The sequence below is a fragment of the Novosphingobium humi genome (assembly GCF_028607105.1).
Classification (GTDB): Bacteria; Pseudomonadota; Alphaproteobacteria; order Sphingomonadales; family Sphingomonadaceae; genus Novosphingobium; species Novosphingobium humi.
On the sequence record NZ_CP117417.1, the window covers coordinates 1,023,309 to 1,037,871 of the forward strand.

A 14,563-nucleotide genomic window follows, 5' to 3' on the forward strand; every position below is an offset into this window, starting at 1 on the left:
CGAGAGAGGCGATCGCTCCGAAGCCGGCTTTGTACGTCGGCGATGGTGCGGCGTGATTAAAATCAGAACATTACGGCAGGACGAAAAAGCCCTTCACTTTCCTTCCGGCTGAGGAGCCCGATGGTGATGCAATGTGCTGATGCTCTCGTGTTGACGGTTTGCGGCCGCAGGGGCGGCCTATGAGATCTCGTCGCATTCTTGCCGGGGTGGTCCTGCTGTTGCTGGCGGCGGTGGCCTATTGGGCATGGCACCATTTTATGGATCGCGCCGCCCTTCCCGAATGGGTCTTGCACAGCAATGGCCGGATCGAGATGACCCGGACCGATATTGCGGTGAAATATCCCGGGCGGCTGACCTCCCTGACGGTCCGCGAAGGCGATCTGGTTCAGGCGGGGCAGGTCGTGGCCGAGCAGGACGATGCGGATGTGCTGGCCCAGCTTGATGCGGCCAGAGCCTCGCGCGAAAGGGCATTGGGCGGCCTTGCCCGCGCGCGGGGCGAGCAGGCCGCGCATCGCAGTCAGGCCGAACTCGCCCGGCTCAACTGGTCGGAAACCGCCGCGCTCCATGCGCGCGACATGGTTTCCGATGTGGAGCTGAAACAGCGCAATCTGGCGCTGGCGGGCGAGGCAGGCGGGTATGAGGCGGCAGGCGGCGCCATTGGCGAGGCGCGCGGCGCGATTGCCCAGGCCGATGCCCAGATCCGGCTGGTTTCGGCCATCCGCGCCGATCTGCATATCCGGGCGCCGGGTCCGGGCCGGGTGGAATATCGCATTGTGGAGCCGGGCGCGATGATGGCTCCCGGCGGCAAGCTCTTGTCGATCGTCAACCCCGATGATGTCTATCTGACCATCTTCGTGCCCTCTGCCGTTGTCTCGCGCATCCGGATCGGCGATGAGGCGCGTATTGTGCCGCAGGGTTTTACCCACGCCTTGCCCGCCCGCGTCGGCTTTGTCTCGCCCGAGGCGCAGTTCACGCCCAAATTCGTTGAGACCGCCAATGAGCGCGACAACCTCTCCTATCGGGTGAAGCTGCAGATACCTGTGGAGGTGGCGCGGCGGTTTGCGGGCGTGCTGAAGGCCGGGATGACGGCCGATGGCTATGTCCGCACCGATCCGGGCAAATCCTGGTCTTTACTGGGGCCTGATCTGGGAACAGCGGGGCGATGACCGGGGCGGAGGGCATGGGCGCAATGGCCATCACCCTTGAGGATGTTTCCCATCATTATGGCCCGGTTCAGTCCCTTGAAAATGTCAGCCTGCAATTGCCGCGCGGCGGGGCGGTTGCCTTTGTCGGGCCCGATGGGGTGGGCAAATCCACGCTGCTGGGCCTGATTTCCGGCGTGAAGCGGGTTCAGCAGGGCAGGGTCGGCGTCCTTGGCTTCGACCTTGCGCGGCGGGGCGACCGTTCCGCATTCCTGTCCCGCGTGGCCTATATGCCGCAGGGGTTGGGGCGCAATCTCTACCCCACGCTGTCCGTCGCCGAGAATATCGACTTTTTCGGCCGCCTGTTCGGGCTGGGCGGGGCCGAACGGCGCGCGCATATGCAGCGCCTGCTGGAGGCGACGGGGCTTGCGCCCTTTCCTGACCGGCCGGCGGGCAAGCTGTCGGGCGGGATGAAGCAGAAACTGGGCCTGTGCTGCGCGCTGGTTCATGACCCGGACCTGCTGATTCTGGACGAGCCGACAACGGGCGTCGATCCCCTGTCGCGGCGACAGTTCTGGGAACTGGTCGATGCCATGCGGGCCGAGCGGCCCGAACTGACCGTGCTGGTCTCGACCGCCTATATGGAAGAGGCCGAGCGCTTCGATCATCTGGTGGCGATGGATGATGGGCGCATCATCGCGCAGGGGCCGACGCGCGACATTCTGGCGCAAACCGGGGCCGCCACGCTGGAGCAAGCCTATATCAGCCTGCTGCCCGAGGCGAAGCGGCCTGCGGGTGAATTGATGAATGTCGCGCCATGGCAGGACAAGGGCGAGGCGCCCGCGATAGAAGCGCAGCATCTGGTGCGCCGGTTCGGCGATTTCGTGGCGGTCGATGATGTCAGCTTTCGGATCGGCCGGGGCGAGATCTTCGGCTTTCTGGGCTCGAACGGTTGCGGCAAGACCACGACCATGAAGATGCTGACCGGATTGCTCGATGCGAGCAGCGGGACCGCAACCCTGTTCGGGCGGCCGATCACCGCCGGAGACATGCAGACGAGGATGCGTGTCGGCTATATGTCGCAGGCTTTTTCGCTCTATGAAGAATTGACCGTCGAGCAGAATCTGGCTCTGCACGCCCGCCTCTATCGCGTGCCGCAGGCCGAGGCGGGGGCGCTGGTGAATGAGGTGATGGCGCAATATGCGCTGCTCGATCATGCCCGCGCCCTGCCTGCCGCGCTGCCGTTGGGCATACGCCAGCGGCTGCAACTGGCGGCGGCCTGTCTGCACAAGCCCGAAATCCTGATCCTTGACGAGCCGACCTCGGGCGTCGATCCGGCGGCCCGCGACATGTTCTGGGGCCATTTGCTGCGCCTCTCGCGCGAGGATGGCGTGACCATCTTTGTCTCGACCCATTTCATGAACGAGGCCGAGCGGTGCGACCGGATTTCGCTGATGGATCGCGGGCGGGTGCTGGCGGTGGGAACACCGGCCGAACTGACGCGCCAATATCATGCGCAGCGTTTGGAGGATGCCTTCATTGCGGTGCTGGAGGATAATTCGGCCGAAGCGGCGACCGCCGCGACCCCGAAACCGGCCGGGCCGGAACAGGGCGTGGCCGACAACAGGCAGGGCGGATTGGCCGGATGGCTGGGCTTCGCCTGGGCCTTTGCCCGGCGCGAGGCGACCGAGCTGGCGCGCGACCGCATCCGCATGGGCTTTGCGCTGGCGGGGCCGATCATCCTCTTGTGCATTTGCGCCTTCAGCATTTCCTTTGACGTGCAGAACATCCGCATGGCGGTGCTCGACCACGATCAGAGCGCGACCAGCCGCGATCTGATCCGCCGCTTTGAGGGTTCACGCTATTTCGTGGAAACCCGCCCCGTAGAAAGCGAGGAAGACGCGCATGTGCGCCTGCGTGAGGGCCGCGTCCAGATGGTGCTGGATATTCCGCCCGCCTTTGGGCGCGATCTGGCCGCGGGGCGCAAGCCGGATCTGGGGGTTTTCATCGATGGCGCCAGCCCCTTTCTGGCCGCAAACATCCAGGGTTATGCCGATGCGATCATTCTGGCCTATTCGCTTGACAGGCTCGGGGCCGCCTCCACCGCAGTCGCGCTGCCCGCCTCGATCGAGCCGCGTTTCATCTACAATCAGGATTTTCGCAGCATCTATGCCATCACGCCGGGCGTGCTGATGCTGACGATGATCCTGATCCCCGCGATGCTGACGGCGCTTGGCATCGTGCGCGAAAAGGAGATCGGCTCGATCATCAACCTCTATGCCTCGCCTGCGGGGGCCGGGGCGTTCCTGATCGGCAAGCAGGCCCCCTATGTCGCTCTGGCCATGGTCAGTTACGCCAGCCTTGTGGCCCTGATCGTGACCGTTCTGGGGGTGCCGCTCAAAGGGTCGCTGCTGGCACTGACGGTGGGGGCGCTGCTGTTCGTGCTGGCGTCCACGGGCCTTGGCATGATGATCTCGACCTTTGTGCGCACACAGGTCGCCGCGATTTTCGCCACCGCGCTGATCTGCCTCATCCCTTCGGTGAATTTTTCGGGCCTGCTCTATCCGGTCTCGACGCTCCTCGACGGCAGCTATTGGATCGGCGTCATCTTTCCCTCCTCGTGGTTTCAGATCATCAGTCTGGGCACCTTTACCAAGGGTCTTGGTCTGGCCAGTTTCGGCACAGCCTATCTGGCGCTGGGGCTGTTTGCCCTCATGGTCATCATGGCCTCACGGCTCATGCTCGGAAAGCAGGAGACATGAGGCGTTGGCTGATCAATGTCCGGTTGCTCGGCGTCAAGGAACTGCGCAGCGTTCTTAGGGATGTGACGCTGATGGCGCTGATCCTGTTTGCCTTTACCATCGCCATCCAACTGGTCGCCACCGGGCTCAAGGCCGAGGTGTCCAATGCCTCGGTGGCGATCGTTGATGATGATCACAGCGAATTGTCGCGGCGCCTGCGCGATGCGGTCCGCCCGCCTTATTTCAAGCCGCCGGCTGACATTGCCCGCGGGGATGTCTCGGCTGCGATGGACGCGGGCCGCTATATTTTCGTGATCGAGATCCCGCCGCGCTTTCAGGCCGATGTGCTGGCCCGGCGCAGCCCGGCGGTCCAGATTCTGGTCGATGCCACGGCCATGACGCAGGCCGGGCTGGGGGCTGTCGATTTCCAGCGGATCTTTGCCGCCGAGACGCTCGATTTCCTCCATGCGCGCGGCTTGCTGGCGGCTCTGCCCGTCACGGTGAGCAGCCAGATCTTCTTTAACCCCAATTCGCAATCGGCCTGGTACAGTTCGGTGATGCAGATCGTGACGAATGTGACGGTCCTCTCGATCATCCTTGTCGGCGCGGCGGTGATCCGCGAGCGCGAGCATGGCACGATCGAACATCTGCTGGTCATGCCCGTCCGCGCCAGTGAAATCGCCTTTTCCAAGATTCTGGCCAATGGTCTGGTCATCTTTCTGGCCTCGATCGCCTCGCTGTGGTTCGTGGTGCATGGGGCTCTGGCCGTGCCGCTGGCGGGCTCTCTGGCGCTCTTTGCGGGCGCGATGGTGCTCTATCTCTTTTCGGTCACGTCGCTGGGCATGTGGATGGCGACGCTGGCGCCCTCCATGCCGCAATTCGGCCTGTTTGCCGTGCCGGTCTATGCCATCGCCTATCTGCTGTCCGGGGCCGCCACGCCGCTTGAGAGCATGCCGCCCGCCATCCAGATCGTGGCAAGGCTGCTGCCCACCACCCAATTTGTCAGCCTTTCGCAGGCGGTGCTTTATCGCGGCGCGCAAACCGCCACCGTATGGCCCGAACTGGCCATGATCTGCGGCTGGGGCGTGCTGTTTGTTGCCCTTGCGGTGCAGCGCTTCCGCTCGATGCTGGAGCGTCAGGGATGAAGGCGAAAATCATGCATAAAGGCCCAAAGATGACCCTGCACGCGTTGCTGGCGGCGGGGACGGCGCTTGGTCTGGCGGCTTGCGCCTCGTCGCCTCCTCTGGCCTCGCCTCAGGCGACGGTTTCCCCGCCCGCGCGCCTCGTCGCGCCCGAGGCCGGTCTGCCATCGGCGGGCGCCCCCGACCGGTGGTGGACCCTTTGGGGCGATCCCGGACTGGACGCGCTGGTCGAAAAGGCGCTCGTCGCCAATGCCGATATCCGCGTGGCGCAGGCTCATGTCAGGGCGGCAAGGGCGCTCGTGTCCGTTTCGGAGGCGGCTCTCTATCCCACCGTCGCGGCCAATGGCGCGGCGTGGGGAACGCTGGCCGATACCGGGGCCGATGGCGCTCTGGGCTCGCTCCTTGCGCCTTTTTCCGAAGGGAACACGGGCGCGGGCTATCTTGTCGGGCTTGGCGCGCAATGGGAGCCGGACGTGTTCGGCGGCCGCCATGCCGATGCCGAAGCGGCCAGAGCCCTTGCCGACAGCGCGCAATGGCTGGCCCATGGCGTCGCGCTGACCGTGATCGGCGATGTGGTTGAAAATTATCAGCAATGGCAGGGGTTGCGCCGCCGCCTGACCATCCTCGATCAAAGCATCGCCTCGGCCCGGCTTTTGGCCGATTATCTGTCCGCCCGGCAAAGGATCGGACAGGCCAAGGCGCTGGATGTGACCAAGGCGCAGGCGGCGCTGGCCTCGCTGGAGGCGGGCCGAGCGCCCCTCCTGTCGTTGATCGACGCGCGGCGCAGGCGGCTTGCCGTGCTGGCAGGAGACTTGCCCGAAACGCTGCCCGCGCAGGCGGCCAGCGCGGATTTGCTGGTGCCGCCGCCGCCCGCCGGTCAGTTTCCCTCGGCGATCCTTGAGCGCCGCCCCGATGTGCGCGCTCGAAAGCTGATTGTTGCCGCGCGGGCCGCCCGGTTGAAAAGTCTGAAGGCGGATCTGATGCCGCGTTTCGGGATCAGTTTCATGGGGCAGGATGGCCATATCGCCTTGTCGGGCCTGCCCGGCTTTGGCGGCCCGCTTGGCCTGGTTGGCGTCAAGGCCAGCGTCCCGATCTTCACCGGCGGCTTGCTGCGCGGGCGGATCGCGGCAGGCCATGGCGAATTGGAGGCGGCGCTGGCCGGGCAGGACCGTGCCATCCTGCTGGCGCTTGAAGAGGTGGAGACCGCCTATGCCTTGCGCACCGGGCTCGATGCCCGTCTGCGCGGGTTTGAGCAGGCCCGCGACCTCTCCGCCCGCCGGGTCGATCAGGCGCAGGCCTTCTATCGCGCGGGGCGCATGGCCTTGGGCGATGTGCTGCAGGCGCGGCTCGACGCCTTTGCCGATGCCGACAAGGTGGAGCAGGCCAAGGTGGCGCAGGGCAGCGCCACCGTTCAGCTTTACCGGGCGATTGCCGGTGGTTGGGGACAGGCATCACAGACCGGCCCGAACGCATCAGAAGGAGCGCACCCATGAACGACAGCCACTCCGCCCATGAGGCCGCCGATCCGCTCGAAGGGGTGGCCCGCACTCTTGATCGCGCCTCTTTTGCCGCCATTGCCGGTGTCACGGGCGGGCTCTCGCCCTTTACCGTGGCGCAGGCGCTCTCGGACTGGGCGCTGCATCTGGCGGTATCGCCGGGGCGGCGGCTGGAACTGGCGGCCAAGGCTTTGCGCAAAACCCTGCGTGTGGCCGATTATGTCGCCCATGGCGCCGATGGCGATCATCCCGCGATTGAGCCCCTGCCGCAGGATCGCCGCTTTGACGATCCGGCATGGAAAGCGGCGCCCTATAATCTGATCGCGCAATCCTTTTTGATGACGCAGCAATGGTGGCATGCGGCCACCACCGGCATTGCAGGCGTCACCGCTCGCCATGAGGCGGTGACATCTTTCACCCTGCGCCAGATCCTCGACATGCTGGCGCCCAGCAATTTCGTCCTGACGAATCCTGTGCTGCAAAAGCGGATTGCCGATACGGGCGGCATGTGTCTGGTCGAGGGCGCAAGGCTGCTGATGGCCGATGTCGAAGCGCTTGCCCGCGGCACGGCGCAGACGGGCGAGCAGCCACTGCAGGCCGGGCGCGACATTGCGGCGACCAAAGGCAAGGTGATCTACCGCAACCGCCTGATGGAGCTGATCCAGTATGAGCCGACCACCGCGACGGTCCGGCCCGAGCCGGTGCTGATCGTACCGGCCTGGATCATGAAATATTATATTCTCGACCTCTCGCCGCATAATTCCCTGATCGCCTGGCTGGTGGGGCAGGGCTATACGGTCTTCGCGATTTCATGGCACAATCCCGGCGGCGCGGATCGCGATCTGACCATGGAGGATTATCGCCTGCTGGGGCCGATGGCCGCGCTGGACGCCATTGGCGCGATTACCGGCGCGCCGAAAATTCATGCGCTGGGCTATTGCCTTGGCGGCACGCTGATGACCATTGCGGCGGCGGCCATGGCGCGCGATGGCGACGAGCGACTGGCCGGCTTGACCTTGCTGGCCGCGCAAACCGAATTCAGCGAGCCGGGCGAGCTTGGCCTCTTCATCGATGAGGCGCAGTTGAACCTGCTCGACAGCATGATGTGGGAGCGCGGCTATCTCGACAGCGGGCAGATGGGCGGCGCGTTCCAGATGCTGCGTTCCAACGATCTGGTCTGGTCGCGCATCCTGAACGAATATCTGATGGGTGAGCGGCCAGCGTCCAGCGACCTGATGGTCTGGAATGCCGATGGCACGCGGATGCCCTTTGCGATGCACAGCGAATATCTGCGCAAGCTGTTCCTCAGGAACGATCTGGCCGAGGGGCGCTTTGTGGCGGGCGATCAGCCGGTCAGCCTGTCGGCGCTCAAAGCCCCGATGTTCGTGGTGGGCACACAGACCGACCATGTCGCCCCATGGCGTTCGGTCCATAAGATCCACATGCTGACCGATGCGGAAATATGTTTCGTGCTGACCAATGGCGGCCATAATGCGGGCATCGTTTCGGAGCCGGGGCACAAACACCGCCATTACCAGCTCCTGATGCGTCCGGCCTGCGGCCCGGCCCTTGCGCCCGATATGTGGCAGGCGCAGGCCTCCGATCACCCCGGCTCGTGGTGGGAGGCATGGGGGCAATGGCTTGATGCAAGATCCGGCGCTGCTGTCGCTCCACCGCCGATGGGCGCGCCGGACAAGGGCTATGCCCCGCTGGCCGATGCGCCGGGCAGCTATATTCTGGAGAAGTGATGATGACGACGACTCCCGCCATGATCGAGAACCGCACCTTTGACGAGATCGCGATCGGCGATACCGCCAGCCTTTCGCGCACGCTCAGCCAGCGCGACATTCAGCTTTTCGCGCTGGTGTCCGGAGACGTCAATCCCGCCCATCTCGACCCGGAATTTGCCGAGGGCGACATGTTTCACCACGTCATCGCGCATGGCATGTGGGGGGGCGGGCTGATTTCCGCCGTGCTGGGCACCGAATTGCCGGGGCCGGGCACGATCTATCTGGAACAGAGCCTGCGCTTTTTGCGGCCTGTGGCGGTGGGGGACACGATCACGGCGCGTCTCACCGTTTCGTCAAAGGCCGAGCAGCACCATATCGTTACGCTCGATTGTCTGTGCACCAATCAGGCGGGCGAAGAGGTCATCAGCGGCGTGGCAACCGTCAAGGCGCCCACCCAAAAGGTGTGCCGCCCGCGCGCCAGCCTGCCCGATGTCAGCCTGTCGAGCCATGATGCCTATCGCCGGTTGATGACAGCGGCCAAGGACGCCCATCCGGTGACCACCGCAATCGCCCATCCGTGCAGCGCGGCGGCCATTGCCGCTGTTGCCGAGGCGGTGGAGGCCGGACTGATCGTGCCCATTCTGGTCGGCCCCGAGGCCCGCATTCGGGCCACAGCGCAGGAGGCCGGGGTGGATATTGCCTCCTACCGCATCGTTGATGCGCCCCACAGCCATGCGGCCGCAGCGGCGGCGGTGGCACTGGTCCGAACCGGAGAGGCCGGGCTGCTGATGAAGGGGTCGCTCCATACCGACGAATTGATGGCGGCCGTGGTCGCGCGCGAGACAGGGTTGCGCACGGAAAGGCGGATCAGCCATGTCTATCTGATGGACGTGCCGGGCCATCCAAGGCCCTTGCTGATCACCGATGCGGCGGTCAATATCGCGCCGACCCTGATCGAAAAGGCCGATATCATCCGCAATGCGATCGACCTTGCCCATGTGATCGGCATAGAACAGCCCAAGGTGGCCATTCTTTCGGCTGTGGAAATGGTGAACCCGGCCATTGCCTCGACGATCGACGCGGCGGCGCTGTGCAAGATGGCGGATCGGGGCGAGTTTGCAGGCGCGCTGCTCGATGGCCCGCTGGCCTTTGACAATGCCATCAACGAAGGCGCGGCCAAGGAAAAAGGCATCGTCTCGCCCGTTACGGGCAAGGCGGAAATCCTCGTGGTTCCCAATCTTGAGGCGGGCAATATGCTGGCCAAGCAACTGACCTTTCTGGGCGGGGCGGATGCGGCGGGCATCGTGCTGGGCGCGCGGGTGCCGATCATCCTGACCAGCCGGGCCGACAGTCTGAGCACGCGCCTGGCTTCCTGCGCGGTGGCTGTGCTGCTGGCCCATGCCGGGACGAAGGCGGCGCCCGGCCTGTTCCGGCCTGCCCTGTGAGCCGCGCCCTTATCAGCCTCAACTCAGGCTCATCGAGCATCAAATTCGGCCTTTACACGCTGGAGCAGGACGGGCCGCGCCACGCGGCGGGCGGCAAGTTGGAAGGGATCGGCAGCGATCCGCGCATCCTTGTCCGCAAGGATGACGGCGAGGTGCTGCTCGAAAAATCATGGCCGGGCGGGGCGGGGCTGACTCATGAGGATCTGTTGGGCGAACTCTATGGCTGGGCGCAGGATCATCTGAGCGAGCATGAGATCGTCGCGGTGGGGCACCGGGTGGTGCATGGCGGCGGAGTTTTCCGCGCGCCGCAAAGGATTGATCCGGCTCTTGTCGAGAGGCTTGAGGCGTTCTCTCCGCTTGCGCCGCTGCATCAACCCCATAATCTGGCCGCCATCCGCGAGATCGCCCGCATGGCGCCGCATCTCCTTCAGGTCGCCTGTTTCGATACCGCGTTTCATCATGCGATGCCTGCGGTGGCCACGCGATTGCCCCTGCCGCGTCGGTTCGCGGAAAAAGGGGTTCGGCGCTACGGCTTTCATGGCCTGTCCTATGAATATATCGCCCGGCGTCTGGGCGACATCGATCCCGGATTGGCCAAGGGGCGGGTGATCGTCGCCCATCTGGGCAATGGGGCCAGCCTTTGCGCGATGCGCGATGGGGCCAGTATCGACACGACCATGGGGTTCACCGCGCTAGACGGGCTGATGATGGGCACGCGCAGCGGGGCGCTGGACCCCGGCGCCGTCCTGCATCTGATGCTTCAGAAAGGGATGAGCGCGCGGCAGGTCGAAGCTCTGCTCTATGGCCAGTCGGGGCTGCTGGGCGTGTCCGGCGTATCGGGCGATATGCGGGTTCTCCATGCCAGCGCGGACCCGCATGCGAAGGAGGCGATAGAACTGTTCGTCTGGACCGTGGCGCGCCATATGGCCGCTCTGATCGGCTCGCTTGAGGGGCTGGACGGCATCGTCTTTACCGCCGGGATTGGCGAGAACGATCCAGCCATCCGGGCGGCGATCTGCGCGCGCATGGCATGGGCGGGCATTATTCTGGACGAGGCGGCCAATGCCGCCAATGCCCCCGTGATCACCCGGCCCGACAGCCGCATCGCGGTACGGGTCATCCCCACCGATGAAGAACGCATGATTGCATTCCACACTTTCAACATTCTGGATGATCAGCAGGGAGCAAGGTCATGAAACCGTTGGTAGATCTTTCGGGCAAGCGCGGCCTTGTGGTGGGCATCGCCAACGAACACAGCATTGCCGCAGGATGCGCGGCGGCCTTTGCGCAATGCGGCGCCACGCTGGCGGCAACCTATCTGAACGATAAGGCCAAGCCCTTTGTCGAGCCGGTGGCCGAGCGGTTGGGCATGGATTGGCTGGCGCCCTGCGACGTGCGCGAACCGGGCCAGCTTGAAGCGCTGTTCGATGAGGTGAGGGCGCGTTGGGGAAAGCTGGACTTTCTGCTCCATTCCATCGCCTTTGCGCCGAGGGAGGATCTGCAGGGCCGGGTTGTGGATTGTTCTGCGCAAGGCTTTGCTCTGGCCATGGACGTGTCATGCCACAGCTTTTTGCGCATGGCGCGGTTGGCCGAACCGCTGATGCCGGATGGGGGCTGCCTTATGTGCGTGACCTTCTACGGCTCGGAACGGGTGGTGGCGCATTACAATCTGATGGGTCCGGTCAAGGCCGCTCTGGAAAGCGCGACCCGCTATGTCGCGGCCGAATTAGGCTCCAAGGGCATCCGCGCCCATGCCCTGTCGCCCGGCCCGATTGCAACGCGCGCGGCCAGCGGCATCGACCGCTTTGACGAATTGCTGGAGCGTGCCGCCGCCGCCGCTCCGGCTGGAACGCTGGTGTCGATTGAGGATGTCGGCGCGCTTGCCGCCTTTCTGGCCAGCGATGCCGCGCGCCATATCACGGGCACCATCGTTCCTGTTGACGCCGGACAGCAATTGATGGCCTAAGCGCGGCTCAAAATTCCCCCGAGCCCAAGAGTGCCAGATGCCGAACCAGAGAAAGGCGCCCTACAGCCTGTCCGAGAAGCGCGGGATGACCCGCGCGCAGAATATGGAAAAGATCGAGGCGGCGGCGTGGAAGGTTTTTGCAACGCTTGGGCTTGATAGCGCCACGGTGCGCGACATTGTGAACGAAAGCGGCGTTTCGGCCGGAAGTTTCTACAATTATTACCGCACCAAGGAGGCGGTGTTTGACAAGCTGGTCGCCCGCCTGATCGAGCGCATCCGCCTTGAGATCGCGGCGGCCAGAGCGGGCGCGCAGGATATCGAGACGATGCTGCGTCAGGGCTATGGCGCCTTCATGAACATGCTGCTGTCTTTGCCGGGAGGCGCTGAATTCTTTGAAAGAAACCAGCAGCATATAAGATCGAGACTGTTCGGGTCAGCGCAGATCAGGGCTTTGCTGGCGGATATTGAAATGGACGTTGCGGAACTGGGCGTGCTCGAGAGCCTCTCGGAAAGCGAGCGCAAACTCCTTGTCTCGATCATGTTTGCCACCGGCACGGAGGCCATATTCGGCGCCTTGAAAACCCGCGACGCCGACATTGAGGGCCTGGCCCGGTTTCTCGCCAGACTGCTGACCCACGGTATCGAAGGATGTGGGAAGGGTTGAAGGAAACCCTCTTCAGACAAGCCGGCGCCCCCGGTGCTGTCCTGTTGCGAGGGTCCAGCCAAGGGGCCTGAACGTCCGCCATGGCGGCGTGCAGGTCACGGCATATTTCGCGCACCCGCAAGGCTGCGACATTTGATGCTGTAAAATTGCTCACATGACAGATTGTTGAAAGCAAGGAGCGGCTAGAAGGCGCTCGCGGAATATCGGGAGAGCCAACTGTGAATTATGCGATCAAGCACGTCCTTGCGGCGGGGCTGTCTTTGCTGGCGTTGCTGCCGGTGACGGCGCGGGCCGCCGACGAGGAAATTCAGGTCTATGTCGATGATATGGGCGCGCCCGGCTCTTTCGGGCTGGATGTGCACAACAATTATGTTTTCAGCGGCAGAAGCACGCGGATGGACGACCCGCTGGCGCAGGACAGCCTGCACCGCTTTCGCGTCACGCCCGAATTCTCCTATGGCATTTCCGATAATCTTGAGGCCGGCCTTTACCTGCCGCTCGGTTCGGTCGACCGCGATGGCCATGTCAGCGTCGATGGGGTCAAGGCTCGCCTGAAATATATCGCCCATCCGTCGGGCAATCCCGATGTCTGGTATGGCGTCAATTTCGAACTGGGGCGCGTTGGGCGGGTCTATGACGTCAACCCGTGGAATGCCGAGTTGAAGGGCATGATCGGCACAAGGCGGGGGCGCTGGCTGCTGGCGGGCAATGTGAATGTCGATTTTGTGGTTTCCGGCCCGCAGCCTTCGCCCGCCACGGTCGAGATCGCGACCAAGATCGCCTATTCCCTCACCCCAAAAGTCTCGCTTGGTGTGGAAGGATACAATGGCATCGGCACATTCCGCCAGCCATTCCAGATGGGCCAGAGCGACCAGACCGTGATGGGGGCAATGGATGTGCAATTGGGCGAATGGGATCTCAATCTGGGCGTGGGCGAGGGATTTGGCAGCAATCCCGACCATCTGATCGTCAAGGCCATCGTCGGCGTGCCGATCGACCGCCTGTTCCATCACAGCCACCGCTGATCAAGGCCCCGCCAGCGTCCTTTGCCAGCGTTTGATCAGCAAATCATGGGTGAGGCGGTCCTGTCCCGCCAGCAGCGGCGGCCCCACTTCAATGGCCAGAGTGGGCCGCCCCGCCGTATTCAGCCCGGCCGGGGGGGCGACATCGGCGCGCACCGGCGCCATGCCCATGGCCTTGATCTGCCGCTGGCCGCGCGGGCTGAGCAGGTAATCCAGAAAAAGCCGCGCGCCATTGGGATGGGCCGCCGCCTTGGGGATCATCACGATGCGCGACATGATGAGCGTGTAATCCGAGGGCAGAATGACGCCGATGTCGGGATGATGCAGCGATTCTTCGAGCGCATAGGAGCCGATGATATTATAGCCCACCAGCGCATGGCCCGCGGCCACATCGCGCAGAATTTCCTCGGCCGTGGCAAAACCGCGCAGGTGATTGGCCCCCATCGCGCGGATCAATTGCCAGATGGCGGGCGATGCCTGGCGGTCCTGGGTGAAATAGAGATAGCCCACGGCCGAACGGGTGACATCATAGCTGGCGATGCGGCCGTCAAGCCGCGCCGGTTTGGCCTCCAGCATCGCGGTCAACTGGGCATGGTCGCGCGGGGCCTGCGCATCGGGCAGCAGGCGGCGGTTGTAGATCATGACGATGGGTTCGGCGGTGATGCCCCATGCCTCATCCTTCCAGTTGGCCCAATCGGGCACGGCAGGCTTTTCGGGCGAGGTGTAGCGCGCCGAATAGCCGTCATTGACCAGCTTGATCTGGAGATCCATGGCCGAGGACCAGAGGATGTCGGCGCTTTGCCGGTGGTGGTCGGCGGCGGCATGGAATTGACGGTCAAGCTCCTGCGCCGGCAGTTCCTTGTAGGTCAGCCGGACAAGCGGATACATCGAGCGGAAATCTGCCAGCAGCCGCGCCGCCTTGTCATGATCGACCGAGGACCAGACAACTACCCCGCCTTCCTTTTCGGCGGCGGCCACAATCGCGCCATAGCTGACGGGATAGCCGGGCGGGACAGGTTCGGTCGAGCGCGGCGAACATCCGCCCATGAGCGCCAGAGCCGCAAACCCGCAGATCCACGCGCGGCATTTCGGCAATGGATATCGCGGCGCCGGATGTCGCGGCGCGCCATGCCCGTTCATGACGATGGTCCTCTGGCCCATGATTGTTCTTTGGTCTGGCCCCTTTCTTGGGGCATAGAAGGGGCCAGCGTCAAT

11 protein-coding genes are annotated in these 14,563 nt (G+C 64.2%); 10 read left to right on the forward strand and 1 reads right to left on the reverse strand.

Annotated elements, in window-relative coordinates:
• The first annotated feature begins 179 nt into the window (after window positions 1–179).
• The 10 genes from PQ457_RS04640 (at window position 180) to PQ457_RS04685 (ending at window position 13,351) form a co-directional block, all read left to right on the forward strand.
• Complete coding sequence (locus PQ457_RS04640; RefSeq protein ID WP_273618596.1) at window positions 180–1,166, forward strand: HlyD family secretion protein; 987 nt, start codon at window positions 180–182, stop codon at window positions 1,164–1,166.
• Entirely contained in the window at window positions 1,163–3,904 is a 2,742-nt protein-coding gene (gene rbbA / locus PQ457_RS04645) for a ribosome-associated ATPase/putative transporter RbbA (RefSeq protein WP_273618597.1), read from the forward strand. The genes PQ457_RS04640 and rbbA overlap by 4 nt, the downstream gene beginning before the upstream one ends.
• The gene (locus PQ457_RS04650) at window positions 3,901–5,028 is read left to right on the forward strand and encodes an ABC transporter permease (protein WP_273618598.1); all 1,128 of its coding nucleotides are present in this window, start codon (window positions 3,901–3,903) and stop codon (window positions 5,026–5,028) included. The genes rbbA and PQ457_RS04650 overlap by 4 nt, the downstream gene beginning before the upstream one ends.
• Before the next feature lie 29 nt (window positions 5,029–5,057).
• Window positions 5,058–6,518, forward strand: coding sequence for a TolC family protein (locus tag PQ457_RS04655; protein WP_273618599.1), 1,461 nt, complete (start codon window positions 5,058–5,060; stop codon window positions 6,516–6,518).
• Entirely contained in the window at window positions 6,515–8,269 is a 1,755-nt protein-coding gene (locus tag PQ457_RS04660; protein WP_273618600.1) for a PHA/PHB synthase family protein, read from the forward strand. The genes PQ457_RS04655 and PQ457_RS04660 overlap by 4 nt, the downstream gene beginning before the upstream one ends.
• Window positions 8,269–9,696: a bifunctional enoyl-CoA hydratase/phosphate acetyltransferase gene (locus PQ457_RS04665; RefSeq protein ID WP_420540966.1), complete on the forward strand. Its 1,428-nt coding sequence runs from the start codon at window positions 8,269–8,271 to the stop codon at window positions 9,694–9,696. Before PQ457_RS04660 ends, PQ457_RS04665 begins: the two co-directional genes overlap by 1 nt.
• The gene (locus tag PQ457_RS04670; protein ID WP_273618601.1) at window positions 9,693–10,892 is read left to right on the forward strand and encodes an acetate/propionate family kinase; all 1,200 of its coding nucleotides are present in this window, start codon (window positions 9,693–9,695) and stop codon (window positions 10,890–10,892) included. Before PQ457_RS04665 ends, PQ457_RS04670 begins: the two co-directional genes overlap by 4 nt.
• Entirely contained in the window at window positions 10,889–11,662 is a 774-nt protein-coding gene (fabI, locus tag PQ457_RS04675; protein WP_273618602.1) for an enoyl-ACP reductase FabI, read from the forward strand. Before PQ457_RS04670 ends, fabI begins: the two co-directional genes overlap by 4 nt.
• Window positions 11,663–11,699: 37 nt before the next feature.
• Window positions 11,700–12,326 (forward strand): TetR/AcrR family transcriptional regulator, encoded by a 627-nt coding sequence (locus PQ457_RS04680; protein ID WP_273618603.1) that lies wholly within the window; start codon window positions 11,700–11,702, stop codon window positions 12,324–12,326.
• 218 nt (window positions 12,327–12,544) lie between these two features.
• On the forward strand, window positions 12,545–13,351 hold the full coding sequence (locus PQ457_RS04685) for a hypothetical protein (RefSeq protein WP_273618604.1): 807 nt from the start codon (window positions 12,545–12,547) through the stop codon (window positions 13,349–13,351).
• Here PQ457_RS04685 and PQ457_RS04690 read toward each other — a convergent pair whose 3' ends face one another.
• On the reverse strand, window positions 13,352–14,509 hold the full coding sequence (locus PQ457_RS04690; protein ID WP_273618605.1) for an ABC transporter substrate-binding protein: 1,158 nt from the start codon (window positions 14,507–14,509) through the stop codon (window positions 13,352–13,354).
• Window positions 14,510–14,563 lie beyond the last annotated feature (54 nt).